The organism is Bacillus cereus group sp. BfR-BA-01382, assembly GCF_022663475.1.
In the GTDB taxonomy this organism is placed as follows: domain Bacteria; phylum Bacillota; class Bacilli; order Bacillales; family Bacillaceae_G; genus Bacillus_A; species Bacillus_A thuringiensis_S.
Genome location: NZ_JAKUFQ010000034.1, coordinates 20,626 through 34,287 on the forward strand (window position 1 = coordinate 20,626; position 13,662 = coordinate 34,287).

Here is a 13,662-nt window from a genome sequence, read left to right on the forward strand (position 1 = left end):
ATATTAAGGAAGTGTCAAAGCGATGAGTTTCACATTGAATAAATCGATTATTAAAGAAGTGTGCGGAGAGACCTCATATAAAAGAGGTGAAGCCTATTATAAATCAAATAAAGTGATAATAAATCATTATGATAAAAATAAAGAAATTTGCGAGGCTACAGTAAAAGGGAACGAGGATTTCCATGTTACAGTAGAAAAAGCTAAAAAGGGTGATGTTGTTGCAAAATGTAGTTGTCCTTCATTATCGTCTTTTCAAACGTATTGTCAACATGTTGCAGCAGTATTAATACAAATAAACTATAATCAACAAACAGGTGGAATGAGCTCCACTAGTAACAGAAACGATCAATTGACAAGTGGTATGTTTCAGCTGTTTGCGGACAAACCACTGAGGCCAAAAAGTAAACAACACCGTTTTGATACACGCGAAATATTAGATGTTGAGTTTATATGTACACCAGTAGCTACGAGAAGTGGTGGGGCTCTACTTGGAATTCAATTGAAACTTGCCAAAGTGTATTTCATAAATCATATTAGAGAATTTCTTTCTAAGGTGGAGAAAAGAGAGTCTTTTCATTGTTCAAATGAATTTACATATACGCCAGATGTACATAGTTTTAAACAAGAAACGGATGCGATTATCCAGCAGCTCATTAAAATGTATCATAACGAAAAAATGTATGAGGATGCGCTAGAAGTACATGCGAAACAAGATGAAAGTATGATATTCATACCACCAGCTTCATGGAAAGATATGCTCTCTTCACTTTCTAAAGTTGAATATGTACAGCTGAAACAAAATGAACAACTGTTTCAGGGATTACAAGTTTCAAAAGGTTTGTTGCCGTTACACTTTGAATTTACAAAGGGAAATAATGGCGGATTTACACTTCATATAGATGGTCTAAATCGTGTACGAGTTATGGATATGTATAACAATGCACTTTACGATGGGAAATTATATCACTTACACATTGAAGATTGTATGCGACTTATTGAATTACAAAAGATGATAAGTCGCTCAAATAGTAATCAGTTTTATATTCCAGAAAGTAAGATGGAACATTTCGTCGGGAAAGTTGTACCAGGATTAATGAAGCTCGGAACTGTACACATTGATGAAGTAATATCGGATCGTGTTGAAACACCTTCGCTAAAAGCGAAATTGTATTTAGACCGCGTGAAAAATCGCTTATTAGCAGGTCTTGAATTTCACTATGGGAACGTCATGATTAATCCGCTAGAAGAGGATGGACAGCCGTCTGTTTTTAATCGTGATGAGAAAAAGGAAAAAGAGATTTTAGACATTATGAGTGAAAGTGCCTTTGCAAAAACAGAAGGCGGTTACTTTATGCATAATGAAGAAGCTGAGTATAACTTTTTATATCACGTCGTGCCAACATTAAAAGGTTTAGTTGATATTTATGCGACGACAGCAATTAAATTGCGAATTAGTAAAGGGGATGTAGTTCCTCTTATTAGAGTGAGAAGAAAAGAAAGAATTGATTGGTTGTCATTTCGTTTTGATATAAAAGGAATACCAGAAGCAGAAATTAAAGGTGTATTAGCGGCTCTTGAAGAGAAACGTAAATATTATCGATTGGCGAACGGTTCTTTTTTATCGCTAGAGAGTAAAGAGTTTAATGAAATTAATCAGTTTATAAAAGAATCAGGTATTCGGAAAGAATTTTTACATGGAGAAGAGGTAAATGTTCCGCTTATTCGGAGTGTAAAATGGATGAATGGACTTCATGAAGGCAATGTTTTAAGTGTGGATGATTCTGTTCAAGAGTTAGTAGAAAACATTCAAAATCCGAAAAAATTAAAGTTTGCTGTGCCAAATACTTTAAATGCAGAAATGAGAAAGTATCAAGTATATGGGTTCGAATGGATGAAAACACTTGCTTATTACCGTTTTGGCGGTATTTTGGCAGATGATATGGGACTTGGAAAAACGTTGCAAAGCATTGCTTTTATAGATTCTGTTTTGCCTGAGATTCGAGAAAAGAAGCTGCCTATATTAGTCGTTTCACCATCATCTCTTGTTTATAATTGGTTTAGTGAATTGAAAAAATTCGCCCCGCATATTAGAGCGGTTATTGCAGATGGAAACCAAGCAGAGCGCCGGAAGATTTTGAAAGATATAGCGGAATTTGATGTCATAATTACGTCATATCCATTACTGAGAAGAGATATAAGATTATATGCAAGACCATTTCATACACTATTTCTTGATGAAGCACAGGCGTTTAAAAACCCTACAACACAAACGGCAAGAGCTGTGAAAACAATTCAAGCTGAATACCGTTTCGGACTAACGGGGACACCTGTAGAAAATTCATTAGAAGAGCTATGGTCTATCTTCCATGTCGTTTTCCCGGAATTATTACCAGGAAGAAAAGAGTTCGGTGATTTAAGGCGTGAAGATATAGCGAAGCGAGTGAAACCATTCGTATTAAGACGGTTAAAAGGGGACGTATTAAATGAGTTGCCAGAGAAAATAGAGCACTTACAATCATCGGAGTTATTACCCGATCAAAAGAGTTTCTATGCTGCTTATTTAGCGAAGTTAAGGGAAGAAACGTTGAAGCATTTAGACAAAGACACGTTACGTAAAAATAAAATTAGAATTTTAGCTGGTTTAACGAGATTGCGACAAATTTGTTGTCATCCCGCTTTATTTGTTGATGATTACAAAGGAAGTTCAGCTAAATTTGAACAACTGTTAGAGATTCTAGAGGAATGTAGAAGTACAGGGAAGAGAATATTAATTTTTTCTCAATTTACGAAGATGCTTTCTATTATTGGTCGTGAGTTAAATCGACAAGCAATTCCATACTTTTATTTAGACGGGAGTACACCAGCGCAGGAACGTGTAGAGCTGTGCGATCGGTTTAACGAAGGAGAAGGAGAGCTATTTCTCATTTCTTTAAAAGCTGGTGGTACCGGACTTAATTTAACTGGTGCAGATACAGTAATATTATATGATTTATGGTGGAATCCAGCTGTTGAACAACAAGCGGCCGATAGAGCGTATCGAATGGGACAAAAAAATACAGTGCAAGTTATAAAGCTAGTAGCTCAGGGAACAATTGAGGAGAAAATGCATGAACTGCAAGAAAGTAAGAAAAATTTAATCGCTGAAGTGATTGAGCCGGGAGAAGAGAAATTGTCCTCAATCACAGAGGAAGAAATTCGAGATATTTTAATGATTTAATATAAAAAAGCTATGCCTTCAAATTGATGAGGGCATAGCTTTTTTGTTGTAATAATTATATTTTGTTTTGTACAAAGTAAAGAAATCAAATGTTATTTAAATTACTTCTTTGTACCTTTACTTTTGTATGGTTTGGCAGCTGCCTTTTTCTTTGCACTTGATTGCCAACGGTTCCATCCTTTACTTCCTGTACCTTGTCCTACACCTTTTTTCGGTTTTGCTTTCGTTTTACTCATATGATCACTCCGTTATATAAAAATCTTATTTGATAATAGTCAATGATTTAGAAAATACTCTTTATAAATGACTATGATTACTTTAAGTAAAAATAAACTGCTTGAATGCTATAGTATATCATGAAATTGCAAGTAAACTGAAAGGAATTATAAAGAAAATGAAAATAATAAGAAATACTGCGGATTCTATATTCCGAACGATCACATTAATTGTTGTGTATACGTTAGTTTCGATCAGTGAAACATTTTTTGGATTGACGAGGCAGAAAAAGTAAAGATGTTAAATTAACAACAATCAATAAAGCCGTAAAATAAAGAATTGAAAAACATTTTAAAACTTTTTGTTGACTTTCTTTATTTTTTGTATAGAATAATCATTAATAAAATGTTTCAGAGATGTGACAACAAAACGACTATGAAAGGACGAGTAGTAGTAGGACGTAGTTTAAGCGAGTCAGGGGTGGTGTGAGCCTGATACGAAGCCTATTATGAAGAACCTCCTGGAGTTGCTAACCGAAATCCTTTATAGGAAAGTAGACTTAGCCGGGAACTTCGCCGTTACAAGAAGAACAGTATCGAGATATTTTATCTCCGTACTGTATAAGTGAGCAACCTCTGTTGCTAATTTGGGTGGTACCGCGGAACCAAAGCCTTTCGTCCCAGTTTTTTGGGAAAGAAGGGCTTTTTTTGTTGGCTTCTTTTCACAACATCCAAACATTTTAGGAGGAAACCACCATGTATCAATCATTAATGACAGTAAGAGAGACTCAAATCGCAATTAAGGAAGTTAAAACATTTTTCGAGGACCAATTAGCAAAACGCCTTGAACTATTCCGCGTATCTGCACCATTATTCGTAACGAAAAAATCAGGATTAAACGATCACCTAAACGGTGTAGAACGCCCAATTGAATTTGATATGTTACATTCAGGAGAAGAATTAGAAATTGTTCATTCACTAGCGAAATGGAAACGATTTGCATTACATGAATACGGATACGAAGCTGGTGAAGGTTTATATACAAACATGAACGCGATTCGTCGTGATGAAGAACTTGATGCAACGCATTCCATTTACGTTGACCAATGGGATTGGGAAAAAATCGTTCAAAAAGAATGGCGTACTGTCGATTACTTACAAAAAACAGTACAAACAATTTATGGAATATTCAAAGATTTAGAAGATCACTTATTTGAAAAATATCCGTTCCTTGGAAAGTATTTACCAGAAGAGATTGTTTTCATTACTTCTCAAGAACTAGAAGATAAATATCCAGAATTAACACCGAAAGATCGTGAACATGCAATTGCGAAAGAACACGGTGCAGTCTTTATTATTGGAATTGGTGATGCACTTCGTTCAGGTGAAAAGCACGACGGACGCGCAGCTGATTATGACGATTGGAAATTAAACGGTGATATTTTATTCTGGCACCCAGTACTACAATCTTCATTTGAATTATCATCAATGGGAATTCGTGTTGATAGTAAATCACTTGATGAGCAGTTAACGAAAACTGGTGAAGACTTCAAACGTGAGTATGATTTCCATAAAGGTATATTAGAAGACGTACTACCATTAACAATCGGCGGTGGCATTGGACAATCAAGAATGTGCATGTACTTCTTACGTAAAGCACATATCGGTGAAGTTCAATCTTCTGTATGGCCTGACGATTTACGTGCAGCTTGTAAAAAAGAAAACATTCATCTGTTTTAATAGAAGTGAGGGAATAGCTTAAATATAGAGCTATTCCCTCTTTTTTACAAAACGTCACTTGCTTACTTATTACCGAGTTCTTCCGCCAAACCGATTAAAATTCCTTCGACTCCACGAATGTAGCAGAGACGATACGAGTTCTCGTACTGAACTACTTCGCCAACGAGCTCTGCACCATGCTTAGTGAGTCTCGATACCATTTCGTCAATATCTTCAACGGTGAACATGACACGTAGATAACCGAGGGCGTTTACAGGAGCTGTTCGGTGATCTGCTATAGTAGGAGGGGTGAGAAATCGCGAAAGTTCAATTCGGCTGTGGCCATCTGGAGTGGCCATCATAGCGATCTCTACGCACTGAGAACCGAGTCCAGTTACGCGACCAGCCCATTCACCTTCGACATTGGCTCGACCTTCGAGATTCAAGCCAATCTCCTCAAAGAAAGAGATTGCGTTATCAAGGGATTCTACAACGATGCTGACATTGTCCATTCGTAGTAATTTGTTTTTTGCCATAGTCTTATCTCCTTATGTATAAAAGTCTATTATTTAATTATCCTCATAATTATACTACTAAGTAGTTACAAATTCCTTTCAGTTAAAAATACCTTGTCACAGTATAGGAAAATGTGACAAGGTGTTTTTTAATATGTCATATAGCATCGTGTTAACGAACAGCTTTTTATTTAATAGGAATGTAATACATTAATATGATTTTTTTAGTATTACTAAATAGATGAGATTAGCTCATTTGCACGAAAGGCTCAATTTTCGCCATAAATGATTGATGCAGCGCCTCAACGCCTGTTACTAAATGAAGGCGGTCAATAACGACAGACACTTTAATTTCTGATGTACTTACCATTTTAATATGAATATCTTCTTCTTTTAAAGTAGTGAACATATTTGCAGCGACACCTGGGTTAGATACCATGCCAGATCCTACGATTGATACTTTTGCTAAGTGATTTTCATGTTCTACAGATTCATAGTGAAGAGTTTCTTGATTTTGTTCCAAAACTTCTAAAGTTTCTCTTAAATCATTCGAATGAATGGAGAAGGAGAGGTGTACAGTTCCTTCATTTGTAATACTTTGAATTATGATATCTACATTAATGTGTGCTGCTGCTAATGTAGAGAAAACTGTTGAAAGCGAGCCTTGTTCTAATCCTTTAATTGTGACACGTGTAATGTTATCCTCAAATGCAATACCTTTAACGATTGATTGTTGTTCCATGTTACATTCTCCTTTTACAATTGTTCCGTTTTCTTGTTCCATACTTGAGCGAACTTCTAAAACTACGTTATGATTTTTAGCAAACTCAACAGCGCGCGGGTGTAATACGCCGGCACCGAGATTAGCAAGCTCTAACATTTCGTCATAAGAAATTTCGTCTAATTTGTAAGCATCTTTTACAACTCGTGGGTCCGTCGTATATACGCCTGTCACGTCCGTATAAATATCACATTTTTTTGCTTTAAGTGCAGCGGCTAGTGCGACAGCAGTCGTATCAGAACCACCACGGCCAAGCGTTGTAATTTCATTTTCTACACTTATACCTTGGAAACCAGCTACGATAACAATCGTGCCTTCAGCAAGATAAGATTGAATACGATTTGTATGAATGTCAGTAATCCGTGCACTACTATGTACAGATTCTGTCGTAATACCTGCTTGCCACCCTGTTAATGAAATTGCATGATAGCCTTTTGCTTGCAGTGCCATTGTTAATAATGAAATAGTTACTTGTTCTCCTGTAGATAGAAGCATATCCATTTCACGTTTACTTGGATTTTCTGTGATAGCGTTAGCGAGTGCGACAAGTTCATCTGTGCTTTTTCCCATTGCTGAAACGACAGAGACAATGCTATGACCTCGTTCATATTCTTCAATAATTAAATTTGCTACATGTTGAATGCGTTCGACGCTTCCGACAGAAGTGCCACCAAATTTTTGAACAATTGTTTCCATTACAAATTCCTTCTTTCGTCTATTTTTAAGAATAGATTAGGAAATATATAAATCCCAATACTCCTGTAGTTACCAGAAAGACAAACAAAAAACACCATCTCAAATAAGTGAGGATGGTGCTGTTACAGGAAAAGGGAAACAGAAAACGGAGCTAATAAAAAAACCGCCAAAAAAGGAATATCATAAAAAATGATATCTCTTTTTTGTAGATAGCTCTTCATACGTACACGTCTGTACATATGACAGTTCTGTTTCTATTCGAAAACAGCCCCAATTGACAAATGCAGAGAAATTTATCAATTTCGGCAATACTTCCTTTCATCTAAGTTCATAGACATCTCTGTGTCTCCATTAGAATACTCATAAGTATCGCAACCTCTATCTCACGTTTTAGGCGAGAGTGTTTGATTTATGAAGTTATTGGTAACATTTGTTTTATAATAATTTAAATTTTTCGGGGAATCAAGTGTTTTACATATATTTTAAAAATTCTTTCTTTTTACAGAAAAGTTTGTGAAAAATGTAGCAAAATAAATTCATTGCATGTACATTAAACTTATAGTGCATAGGAGGTGGGAGAATGAAAAGGAAACAGCCTATTTATGTTGCGACAAAAATGAACACGACGATGGAAAAATTATGGAGATATACGCAAGAACCAGATATACATACAGAGTGGGATGCTCGCTTTACTGAAATTTCGTATTTAGGGAAAAAAGAAGGAGAACCACAGAAGTTTTTGTATAAAACAAAGATTGGATTTGGGCTTGAAATAGCTGGAGAAGGGGAATCAATAGGTGAAATAAGAAAAGAAACTGGTGAAAGAATTTCCTCTTTAAAATTTTGGACGGATAATACATTATCTCTTATTCAAATAGGACGTGGTTATTGGAAGTATACGCCGAATAAAGAATACATCCATTTTGAGACACAATATGATTATGATACAAGATTTGGTCGTATAGGAAATGTAATAGATTCCTATATTTTTCGTCCGTTATTAGGTTGGGCGACCGCTTGGAGTTTTGATGCCTTAAAATTATGGTTAGAAAAGGGGCTTCATCCTAGGTTACTAATTAGAAGAACAATGACGTATTGGCTCGTATGCTTTTTATTTGCTTTTGTATGGATATATCAAGGGATAGTGCCGAAACTACTGTTTACTCATTCAGAAGAAGTAAAGATGCTTTCTGTATTAATTGGTTCAAATGAAAGTAGTGTATATATACTTAAAATAATTGGGGTGTTAGAAATAATTTTCGGTGTCGTATGGCTGTTGCCACTAACAAAACGAAAATTATTTATACTGCATATTATTGTATTACTAGTTTTAACGTTAGCGGCAGGATTTACGAATATCGCAAGCTTTACAGGGCCGTTTAATCCGATTACATTAAATGTTCTTCTAATGGGGTTATCAATTGTCGGTTATATAAATAGTTTCGATTTACCAAGCGCGAAAAATTGCAAGAGGGCGAGAAAGGGATAAGTGTATGGCTAATATGTATGAACGATTATTAGGGGATACCTATAAAAATCTTCATCCTGAATTGCAGAAGCGTTATGCCATTACAGAAGAGAATAGTTTTACAGGGGAAGGAAAGATGGATGAAATTTACGGTGGCTCTTTTTTCGTGAAATTTATATTGAAAATTGCATCGAAGTTTCGAATGTTTTTCTCGGAACGAGGAGAGGAAATTCCATTTACGATACAAAACATAGCTGAGCGAGATGAATATGGACAAGAATTAGTAAGGTGGAACCGTACTTTTTATTTTCATAATAAGAAAAGATATTTTAACGCAGTTATGCAATTGGATGAAAACGAAAATGAAATTGTAGATTATTTTGGCGAACCACATTTACTCGTTTCTACACTACATTTTCATATCGATGAGTTAGGGGCAATGCATATTGCTTCAAAGAAACAATGGTTTTATATGTTTGGAAGAAAAATTCCGTTGCCAAAATTCTTGTATGGTGAAGCAAAAATTGTTGAAAGTTATGATGCAACACTACAGTGTTTTCGAATTCATGTACAAGTACGAAACCCGTTAATTGGCTCGCTTTTTTCATATAAGGGAACATTTGTGGAAAGGAAATAAACGATATGAAAAATATAATATTTGGGCTTGCTGGTTATGTTGTTTTTCTATTATGTGAGCGGTCGAATATAAATCCTGTTGAAGCAATTATATTATTATCTGTTTTATTATTTATACCAATGTCACTTTGTATTATTGATAAAAGAAAAAGAGATGGATCGTATTTATTATTTTATAAATTCGTATCGTTTTTATATCCAATTGCAGCAATTTGTGCAATGCTAGCTTTCGTCACAAATCACTATGTATTTGCGCTAGTTTGGTTTGTATATACAGGAATTGTTGCGTTATTTGGTGTAAGTAGATTGCTAGAAAGAGGATGGAAGCCGTTAGAAGAGACCGCCATAGATAGTGCGTTTATTTATTTGTTTTTAGGTGGTTTTTGGTTTTTTGCTTCAGTAGCAAAACTTTCAATTATGCAGTTTAGCTCTGACATTGTTTTACTCACAGCTGCACATTTTCATTATTCGGCGTTTCTATTGCCATTATCAGCTGGTTTAATAGGGAGAAAAAGAGAAAAGAGAAGTAAAGTATATGATGTTATTATGTCTATCATCATGATTTCACCTATGACAGTCGCAATAGGAATTACATACTCGAGAATATTTGAATTTTTTGCAGTGTTTCTATATTTATGTGCGATTTATGGGTATGGATTTTACGTTTGGAGAGCAAAATTTAATGCTATCAGTGCAAAGATTCTACTAATCGTTTCGTCTAGTACACTCATGGTTACAATTATGTTCTCACTTATATACTCATACGGGAATTTGAAGCATGTAATGACGATTACAATTGCTCAAATGGTTTGGATTCATGGTGTTGTCAATGGAATTGGAGTAGCGTTACCGGCATTTGTCGGCTGGATGATCGAAAAGAGTGTTCCGAATTATAAATACTATGGGAAACCAATGAGTAAATTAAGAGGAAGTGTGGCAATTGGTGAGGCTTTTTTATATAGCGGCAATTTAGTAGGCAGTAAGGAATACAACGGTTTAGTTGATCAAATAACTGATTTTCATAGTGAGTCATTTGACGTGACGAAGGTACCTTTAAGTATTATTCGTTTTTATGAAAATACAACAGAGTATGAGTTGCAATCAAATATTAAATGGGCTCGTTGGTTCCGCCCATTTGCATTTTGTTATGAGAAAATGAGTAAGCGTGTGGGACAAATACATTTAGGGATGGGCGGCAATTGGGAAACGATGCATGGCTCTATCATTAATGTAATAGATGAGAAAGATGGAAGAGAGAATGTAAGGGCTTGGCTAAGGAAAAATGAAGCAGGTGAATCTATTTTTGTAGCTCTTTATTCAAAGCATACAAATAAGAATGAGACATATATGAATATCGCCTTACCTTTACCTTATTCGAATATGACTGGTATTTTGAAAATATATAATGATAGTCATGATTTAATCATTACTAGTAAGTTAAGAGAAAATGGTCAGGGAGATGAGGGTATTTATTTACATACTCAGTTCTTAACAATCCGTTTACCGTTAGCAGAGACTTTCGTCATTACAGAGGATAAGGATAAAATGTTAACAGCTCATCATAGCATGTGGATATTTGGACTTAAATTTTTACATATTCATTATAAGATTGAAAAAATTACTTAGAAGTAAGAAAGGCTTGGACAGGTTTCCAAGCTTTTTTATGTATGGGTAATTGTCATAGAAATTTGTTTATTTAGCTCATTATCCCAAACACGTTGAATTTCAAAAGTGCCTGTTTCAAAAAATAATGGGAATCTCTCTTTAAACCAATCTTGCATAGGAAGATGTAGTGCTGTATCGATTGGTATCCATAATAATTCGCCCTCAGGAGGGTTTAAAAGAAGTTCACCTTCAAATGAGTCTGTCCAGTAGTTAAATACCATGTACCGAACATTACCTTTCGGATTTACATATTCATCTAATCCTTTAAAAGTTAAATTCGAAACAAGTAATCCAGTTTCCTCTTTTACTTCTCTTATAGCGGCTTGAACGATACTTTCGGGGAAATCTACTTTGCCGCCAGGAGCGATGTAGCCAGGGAAACCTCGATGGTTGGGGCGTTTTATGAGTAAAACTTCATTGTTACGTTGGATCATACACATTGTATAGATCTGGTGTTCGATGTTATGTGAATTTAGAGGCATAATGATGTATTCTCCTTTATATTTTTTTGATAATTTTACCATAACATAATTGTTTCTTATATAATTATAAATTGAATATTATAAATTTTAAGTTATAAATTATAAATTCTATAGTCATTCGAAAAGAGGGAAGAGACATGCAAGGAGAAATACAAAAGGAGAAAAGTTTAGGTTATGTTGGTAAATTATTATTACCGGTTAAAGTATCACCACACTTTAAATTTTTATGGATTGGACAATTACTCTCGGCCTTAGGTAGTTCGATAACTATGGTCATACTCCCAGTTGTTGTGTATTCATTAATTGGCTCAACAGTTGTGATGGGAATGACAATGGCAATGTACATGCTACCTAATATTCTCGCTTTACCGTTTGCAGGTTTAATTGTAGACCGAATTGATCGGGTTAAATTAATGTTATTTACGGATATACTCCGCTGTATATTAATGCTATTACTTGCATCGCTTATATTTATGGATTTATTAACAATTACAGTTTTATACATTCTCGTTGCCTTATACGGACTTATGGAAGGGATATTCCAACCAGCATATTCTGCTGTAAGGGCGAAAGTATTCGTTCCTGAAATTCGTAATGCAGCTAACGCACTCACTCAAATGAGTAATCAAGGTATACGATTAATTGGACCAGCACTTGGTGGGTTAATCGTATCGGTTGCGTCTGCAGGGATAGGTTTCGGACTAGATGCAGTAACGTACTTATTATCATTTTTATGTTTATTATTTTTAAAAGAAATTAAGTTTGAAAAAGTAAAACCCATTGAAAAGAGTAAGCTTAATTACAAACAAGAGTTTATGGAAGGTGTATTAGTTTTAAAAAGTCATCCGTGGCTGTGGATTACAATTTTAGTTTTTTCTTTTATAAATATTTGTTATGCCGGCATTATCGTCGTATCAATTCCGTGGTTATTTAATGTTCATCATCATTTTGAAGCTTACGTGTATGGACTTGGCATGGCCTTTTCTGGTGGTGGGGCTGTAATTGCTGCATTAATATTTGGTGGGAAAGAGCGGTGGCATAAGAGAGGATTACTGGCTTATGGAGGTGTTTTAATGAGTGGTATTGCTTTATTAATTATGCCATTCATTTCTTGGGCACCCGCTTTAATATTCTTAATGGCAATTGAAGGATTTGGCATGATGATATTTGGACTCATTTGGGAAACGAGTTTACAGGAACTTGTACCAGAAGAAGCATTCGGAAGAGTGGCAAGTCTTGATATGTTGGGTTCTTTTGCTTTATTGCCATTAGGGTATGTAGTTGTATGCTGGTTAGCTACTGTCATAGGTGGCGAGATAACTATTATAACACTAGCTAGTTTAGTAATTTTAACAATTGGAATAGCATTGTCTGTACCGAGTATTCGTCGATTTAATTGATTATATGGGAAAAGAGGGCTAGACCTATATAGAAAATAACCTAGCATATAATCAACCAGTATTAATAAAACAACTTTGTAATGAAAAGCCTTCCATACATATTTGGCGCAAAAAATTAGTATCGAAGCAACAAAATTAGAAATCACAAAAGAAGTGACGGAAGCGATACAAGCAGGTTTCAAAAAAGAAGAATAAGCCCTAAAGAAATTAGGACTTATTCTTCACTAAATACAAATGTTTGTTTCATTTTTTTACCTTCATTTACCGGATGGCCGTTATAAGAGAAATTCTTTTCTTCCCAAGTGATCACAACTTTAAAATTATGACTATTAAAGTCTAATGGGAATACCATGTACTCAAAGCTTGTATGACTTTTAGAAATATTTTCATTAGGTGTAGTAGGTTTAAAGGTAGCCTTAGAGGTAGGATTGTTATCAAGTATTTCCACAGATACGTTTGATACATCATGACCGATGTTTTTTACGAGTAAACTATACGTATCAAATACACCTTGCTTTGGCTGGATTGCTTGCTTGTTTGAGTTATGAGATTTATCAATTTCGACATACCATTGTTTAGACTTTGACGCAATCGGTAGTGACTGAAATGTGTAAGCACTAGCTTGCATTGGTAGTGCTAAACATATAAGCGTAAAGAGAGTTAATATTTTTCGTTTCATTTTTTGAGAGCTCCCATTCTTTAATGGATTTACTTGTTATTATCTTCTTTTTACGAGTAAATATACCATATAATGTAAAGTGAGTATTGTGAGTAGTGAATCAATATCTTATTCACTACTCTTATAGCTGGCATAATTACGTATGTAGTAAGAAAGAATAAATTTGTTTTTTCTATACTTAGATTACTG

The 13,662-nt window shown here is 34.9% G+C and carries 11 protein-coding genes, 1 riboswitch and 1 other annotated feature; of the genes, 6 read left to right on the forward strand and 5 right to left on the reverse strand.

Translation table 11 applies throughout. The features are described from left to right. Positions 1-22: 22 nt before the first annotated feature. Positions 23-3,217, forward strand: coding sequence for a DEAD/DEAH box helicase (locus MR160_RS15625; RefSeq protein WP_000011068.1), 3,195 nt, complete (start codon positions 23-25; stop codon positions 3,215-3,217). Between the two features lie 101 nt (positions 3,218-3,318). Here the strand turns inward: MR160_RS15625 and MR160_RS15630 are convergent, their stop codons facing one another. Then, positions 3,319-3,453 (reverse strand): DUF3934 domain-containing protein, encoded by a 135-nt coding sequence (locus MR160_RS15630; RefSeq protein WP_000047588.1) that lies wholly within the window; start codon positions 3,451-3,453, stop codon positions 3,319-3,321. Positions 3,454-3,859: 406 nt separating this feature from the next. Continuing rightward, positions 3,860-4,118 (forward strand) — a binding site (T-box leader). 70 nt (positions 4,119-4,188) lie between these two features. On the opposite strand from MR160_RS15630, the gene asnA reads away from it, so the two are divergent. Beyond that, positions 4,189-5,172: an aspartate--ammonia ligase gene (gene asnA / locus MR160_RS15635; protein WP_000284912.1), complete on the forward strand. Its 984-nt coding sequence runs from the start codon at positions 4,189-4,191 to the stop codon at positions 5,170-5,172. 62 nt (positions 5,173-5,234) lie between these two features. On the opposite strand, the gene MR160_RS15640 is transcribed toward asnA, so the two are convergent. Continuing rightward, positions 5,235-5,687, reverse strand: a complete 453-nt coding sequence (locus MR160_RS15640; RefSeq protein ID WP_001107256.1) for a VOC family protein — start codon at positions 5,685-5,687, stop codon at positions 5,235-5,237. 226 nt (positions 5,688-5,913) lie between these two features. Then, complete coding sequence (locus MR160_RS15645; RefSeq protein ID WP_000448041.1) at positions 5,914-7,143, reverse strand: aspartate kinase; 1,230 nt, start codon at positions 7,141-7,143, stop codon at positions 5,914-5,916. A gap of 202 nt (positions 7,144-7,345) precedes the next feature. Then, positions 7,346-7,532, reverse strand: a riboswitch (Lysine riboswitch). Between the two features lie 191 nt (positions 7,533-7,723). On the opposite strand from MR160_RS15645, the gene MR160_RS15650 reads away from it, so the two are divergent. From MR160_RS15650 to MR160_RS15660, 3 genes are read left to right on the forward strand one after another with little or no spacing between them, the layout of a single operon-like run. Next, the gene (locus MR160_RS15650; protein ID WP_000823953.1) at positions 7,724-8,632 is read left to right on the forward strand and encodes a DoxX-like family protein; all 909 of its coding nucleotides are present in this window, start codon (positions 7,724-7,726) and stop codon (positions 8,630-8,632) included. Positions 8,633-8,636: 4 nt separating this feature from the next. After that, entirely contained in the window at positions 8,637-9,248 is a 612-nt protein-coding gene (locus MR160_RS15655; RefSeq protein WP_000002648.1) for a DUF4166 domain-containing protein, read from the forward strand. Positions 9,249-9,253: 5 nt separating this feature from the next. Then, the gene (locus tag MR160_RS15660; RefSeq protein WP_242297682.1) at positions 9,254-10,873 is read left to right on the forward strand and encodes a YndJ family protein; all 1,620 of its coding nucleotides are present in this window, start codon (positions 9,254-9,256) and stop codon (positions 10,871-10,873) included. Positions 10,874-10,908: 35 nt separating this feature from the next. On the opposite strand, the gene MR160_RS15665 is transcribed toward MR160_RS15660, so the two are convergent. Then, positions 10,909-11,394 (reverse strand): 8-oxo-dGTP diphosphatase, encoded by a 486-nt coding sequence (locus MR160_RS15665; protein ID WP_001130579.1) that lies wholly within the window; start codon positions 11,392-11,394, stop codon positions 10,909-10,911. 137 nt (positions 11,395-11,531) lie between these two features. On the opposite strand from MR160_RS15665, the gene MR160_RS15670 reads away from it, so the two are divergent. After that, positions 11,532-12,794, forward strand: a complete 1,263-nt coding sequence (locus MR160_RS15670; protein ID WP_242297683.1) for an MFS transporter — start codon at positions 11,532-11,534, stop codon at positions 12,792-12,794. A gap of 214 nt (positions 12,795-13,008) precedes the next feature. Here the strand turns inward: MR160_RS15670 and MR160_RS15675 are convergent, their stop codons facing one another. After that, positions 13,009-13,473: a hypothetical protein gene (locus tag MR160_RS15675; RefSeq protein WP_000823339.1), complete on the reverse strand. Its 465-nt coding sequence runs from the start codon at positions 13,471-13,473 to the stop codon at positions 13,009-13,011. Between the last annotated feature and the right edge of the window lie 189 nt (positions 13,474-13,662).

What these genes read in the sequence shown, in the direction of transcription:
- MR160_RS15675 (WP_000823339.1), bottom strand. Translation starts at nt 13,473, where the DNA reads ATGAAACGAAAAATATTAACTCTCTTTACGCTTATATGTTTAGCACTA.
- MR160_RS15660 (WP_242297682.1), top strand. Translation starts at nt 9,254, where the DNA reads ATGAAAAATATAATATTTGGGCTTGCTGGTTATGTTGTTTTTCTATTA.
- MR160_RS15630 (WP_000047588.1), bottom strand. Translation starts at nt 3,453, where the DNA reads ATGAGTAAAACGAAAGCAAAACCGAAAAAAGGTGTAGGACAAGGTACA.
- MR160_RS15665 (WP_001130579.1), bottom strand. Translation starts at nt 11,394, where the DNA reads ATGCCTCTAAATTCACATAACATCGAACACCAGATCTATACAATGTGT.
- MR160_RS15650 (WP_000823953.1), top strand. Translation starts at nt 7,724, where the DNA reads ATGAAAAGGAAACAGCCTATTTATGTTGCGACAAAAATGAACACGACG.
- MR160_RS15625 (WP_000011068.1), top strand. Translation starts at nt 23, where the DNA reads ATGAGTTTCACATTGAATAAATCGATTATTAAAGAAGTGTGCGGAGAG.
- MR160_RS15670 (WP_242297683.1), top strand. Translation starts at nt 11,532, where the DNA reads ATGCAAGGAGAAATACAAAAGGAGAAAAGTTTAGGTTATGTTGGTAAA.
- MR160_RS15655 (WP_000002648.1), top strand. Translation starts at nt 8,637, where the DNA reads ATGGCTAATATGTATGAACGATTATTAGGGGATACCTATAAAAATCTT.
- MR160_RS15640 (WP_001107256.1), bottom strand. Translation starts at nt 5,687, where the DNA reads ATGGCAAAAAACAAATTACTACGAATGGACAATGTCAGCATCGTTGTA.
- MR160_RS15645 (WP_000448041.1), bottom strand. Translation starts at nt 7,143, where the DNA reads ATGGAAACAATTGTTCAAAAATTTGGTGGCACTTCTGTCGGAAGCGTC.
- asnA (WP_000284912.1), top strand. Translation starts at nt 4,189, where the DNA reads ATGTATCAATCATTAATGACAGTAAGAGAGACTCAAATCGCAATTAAG.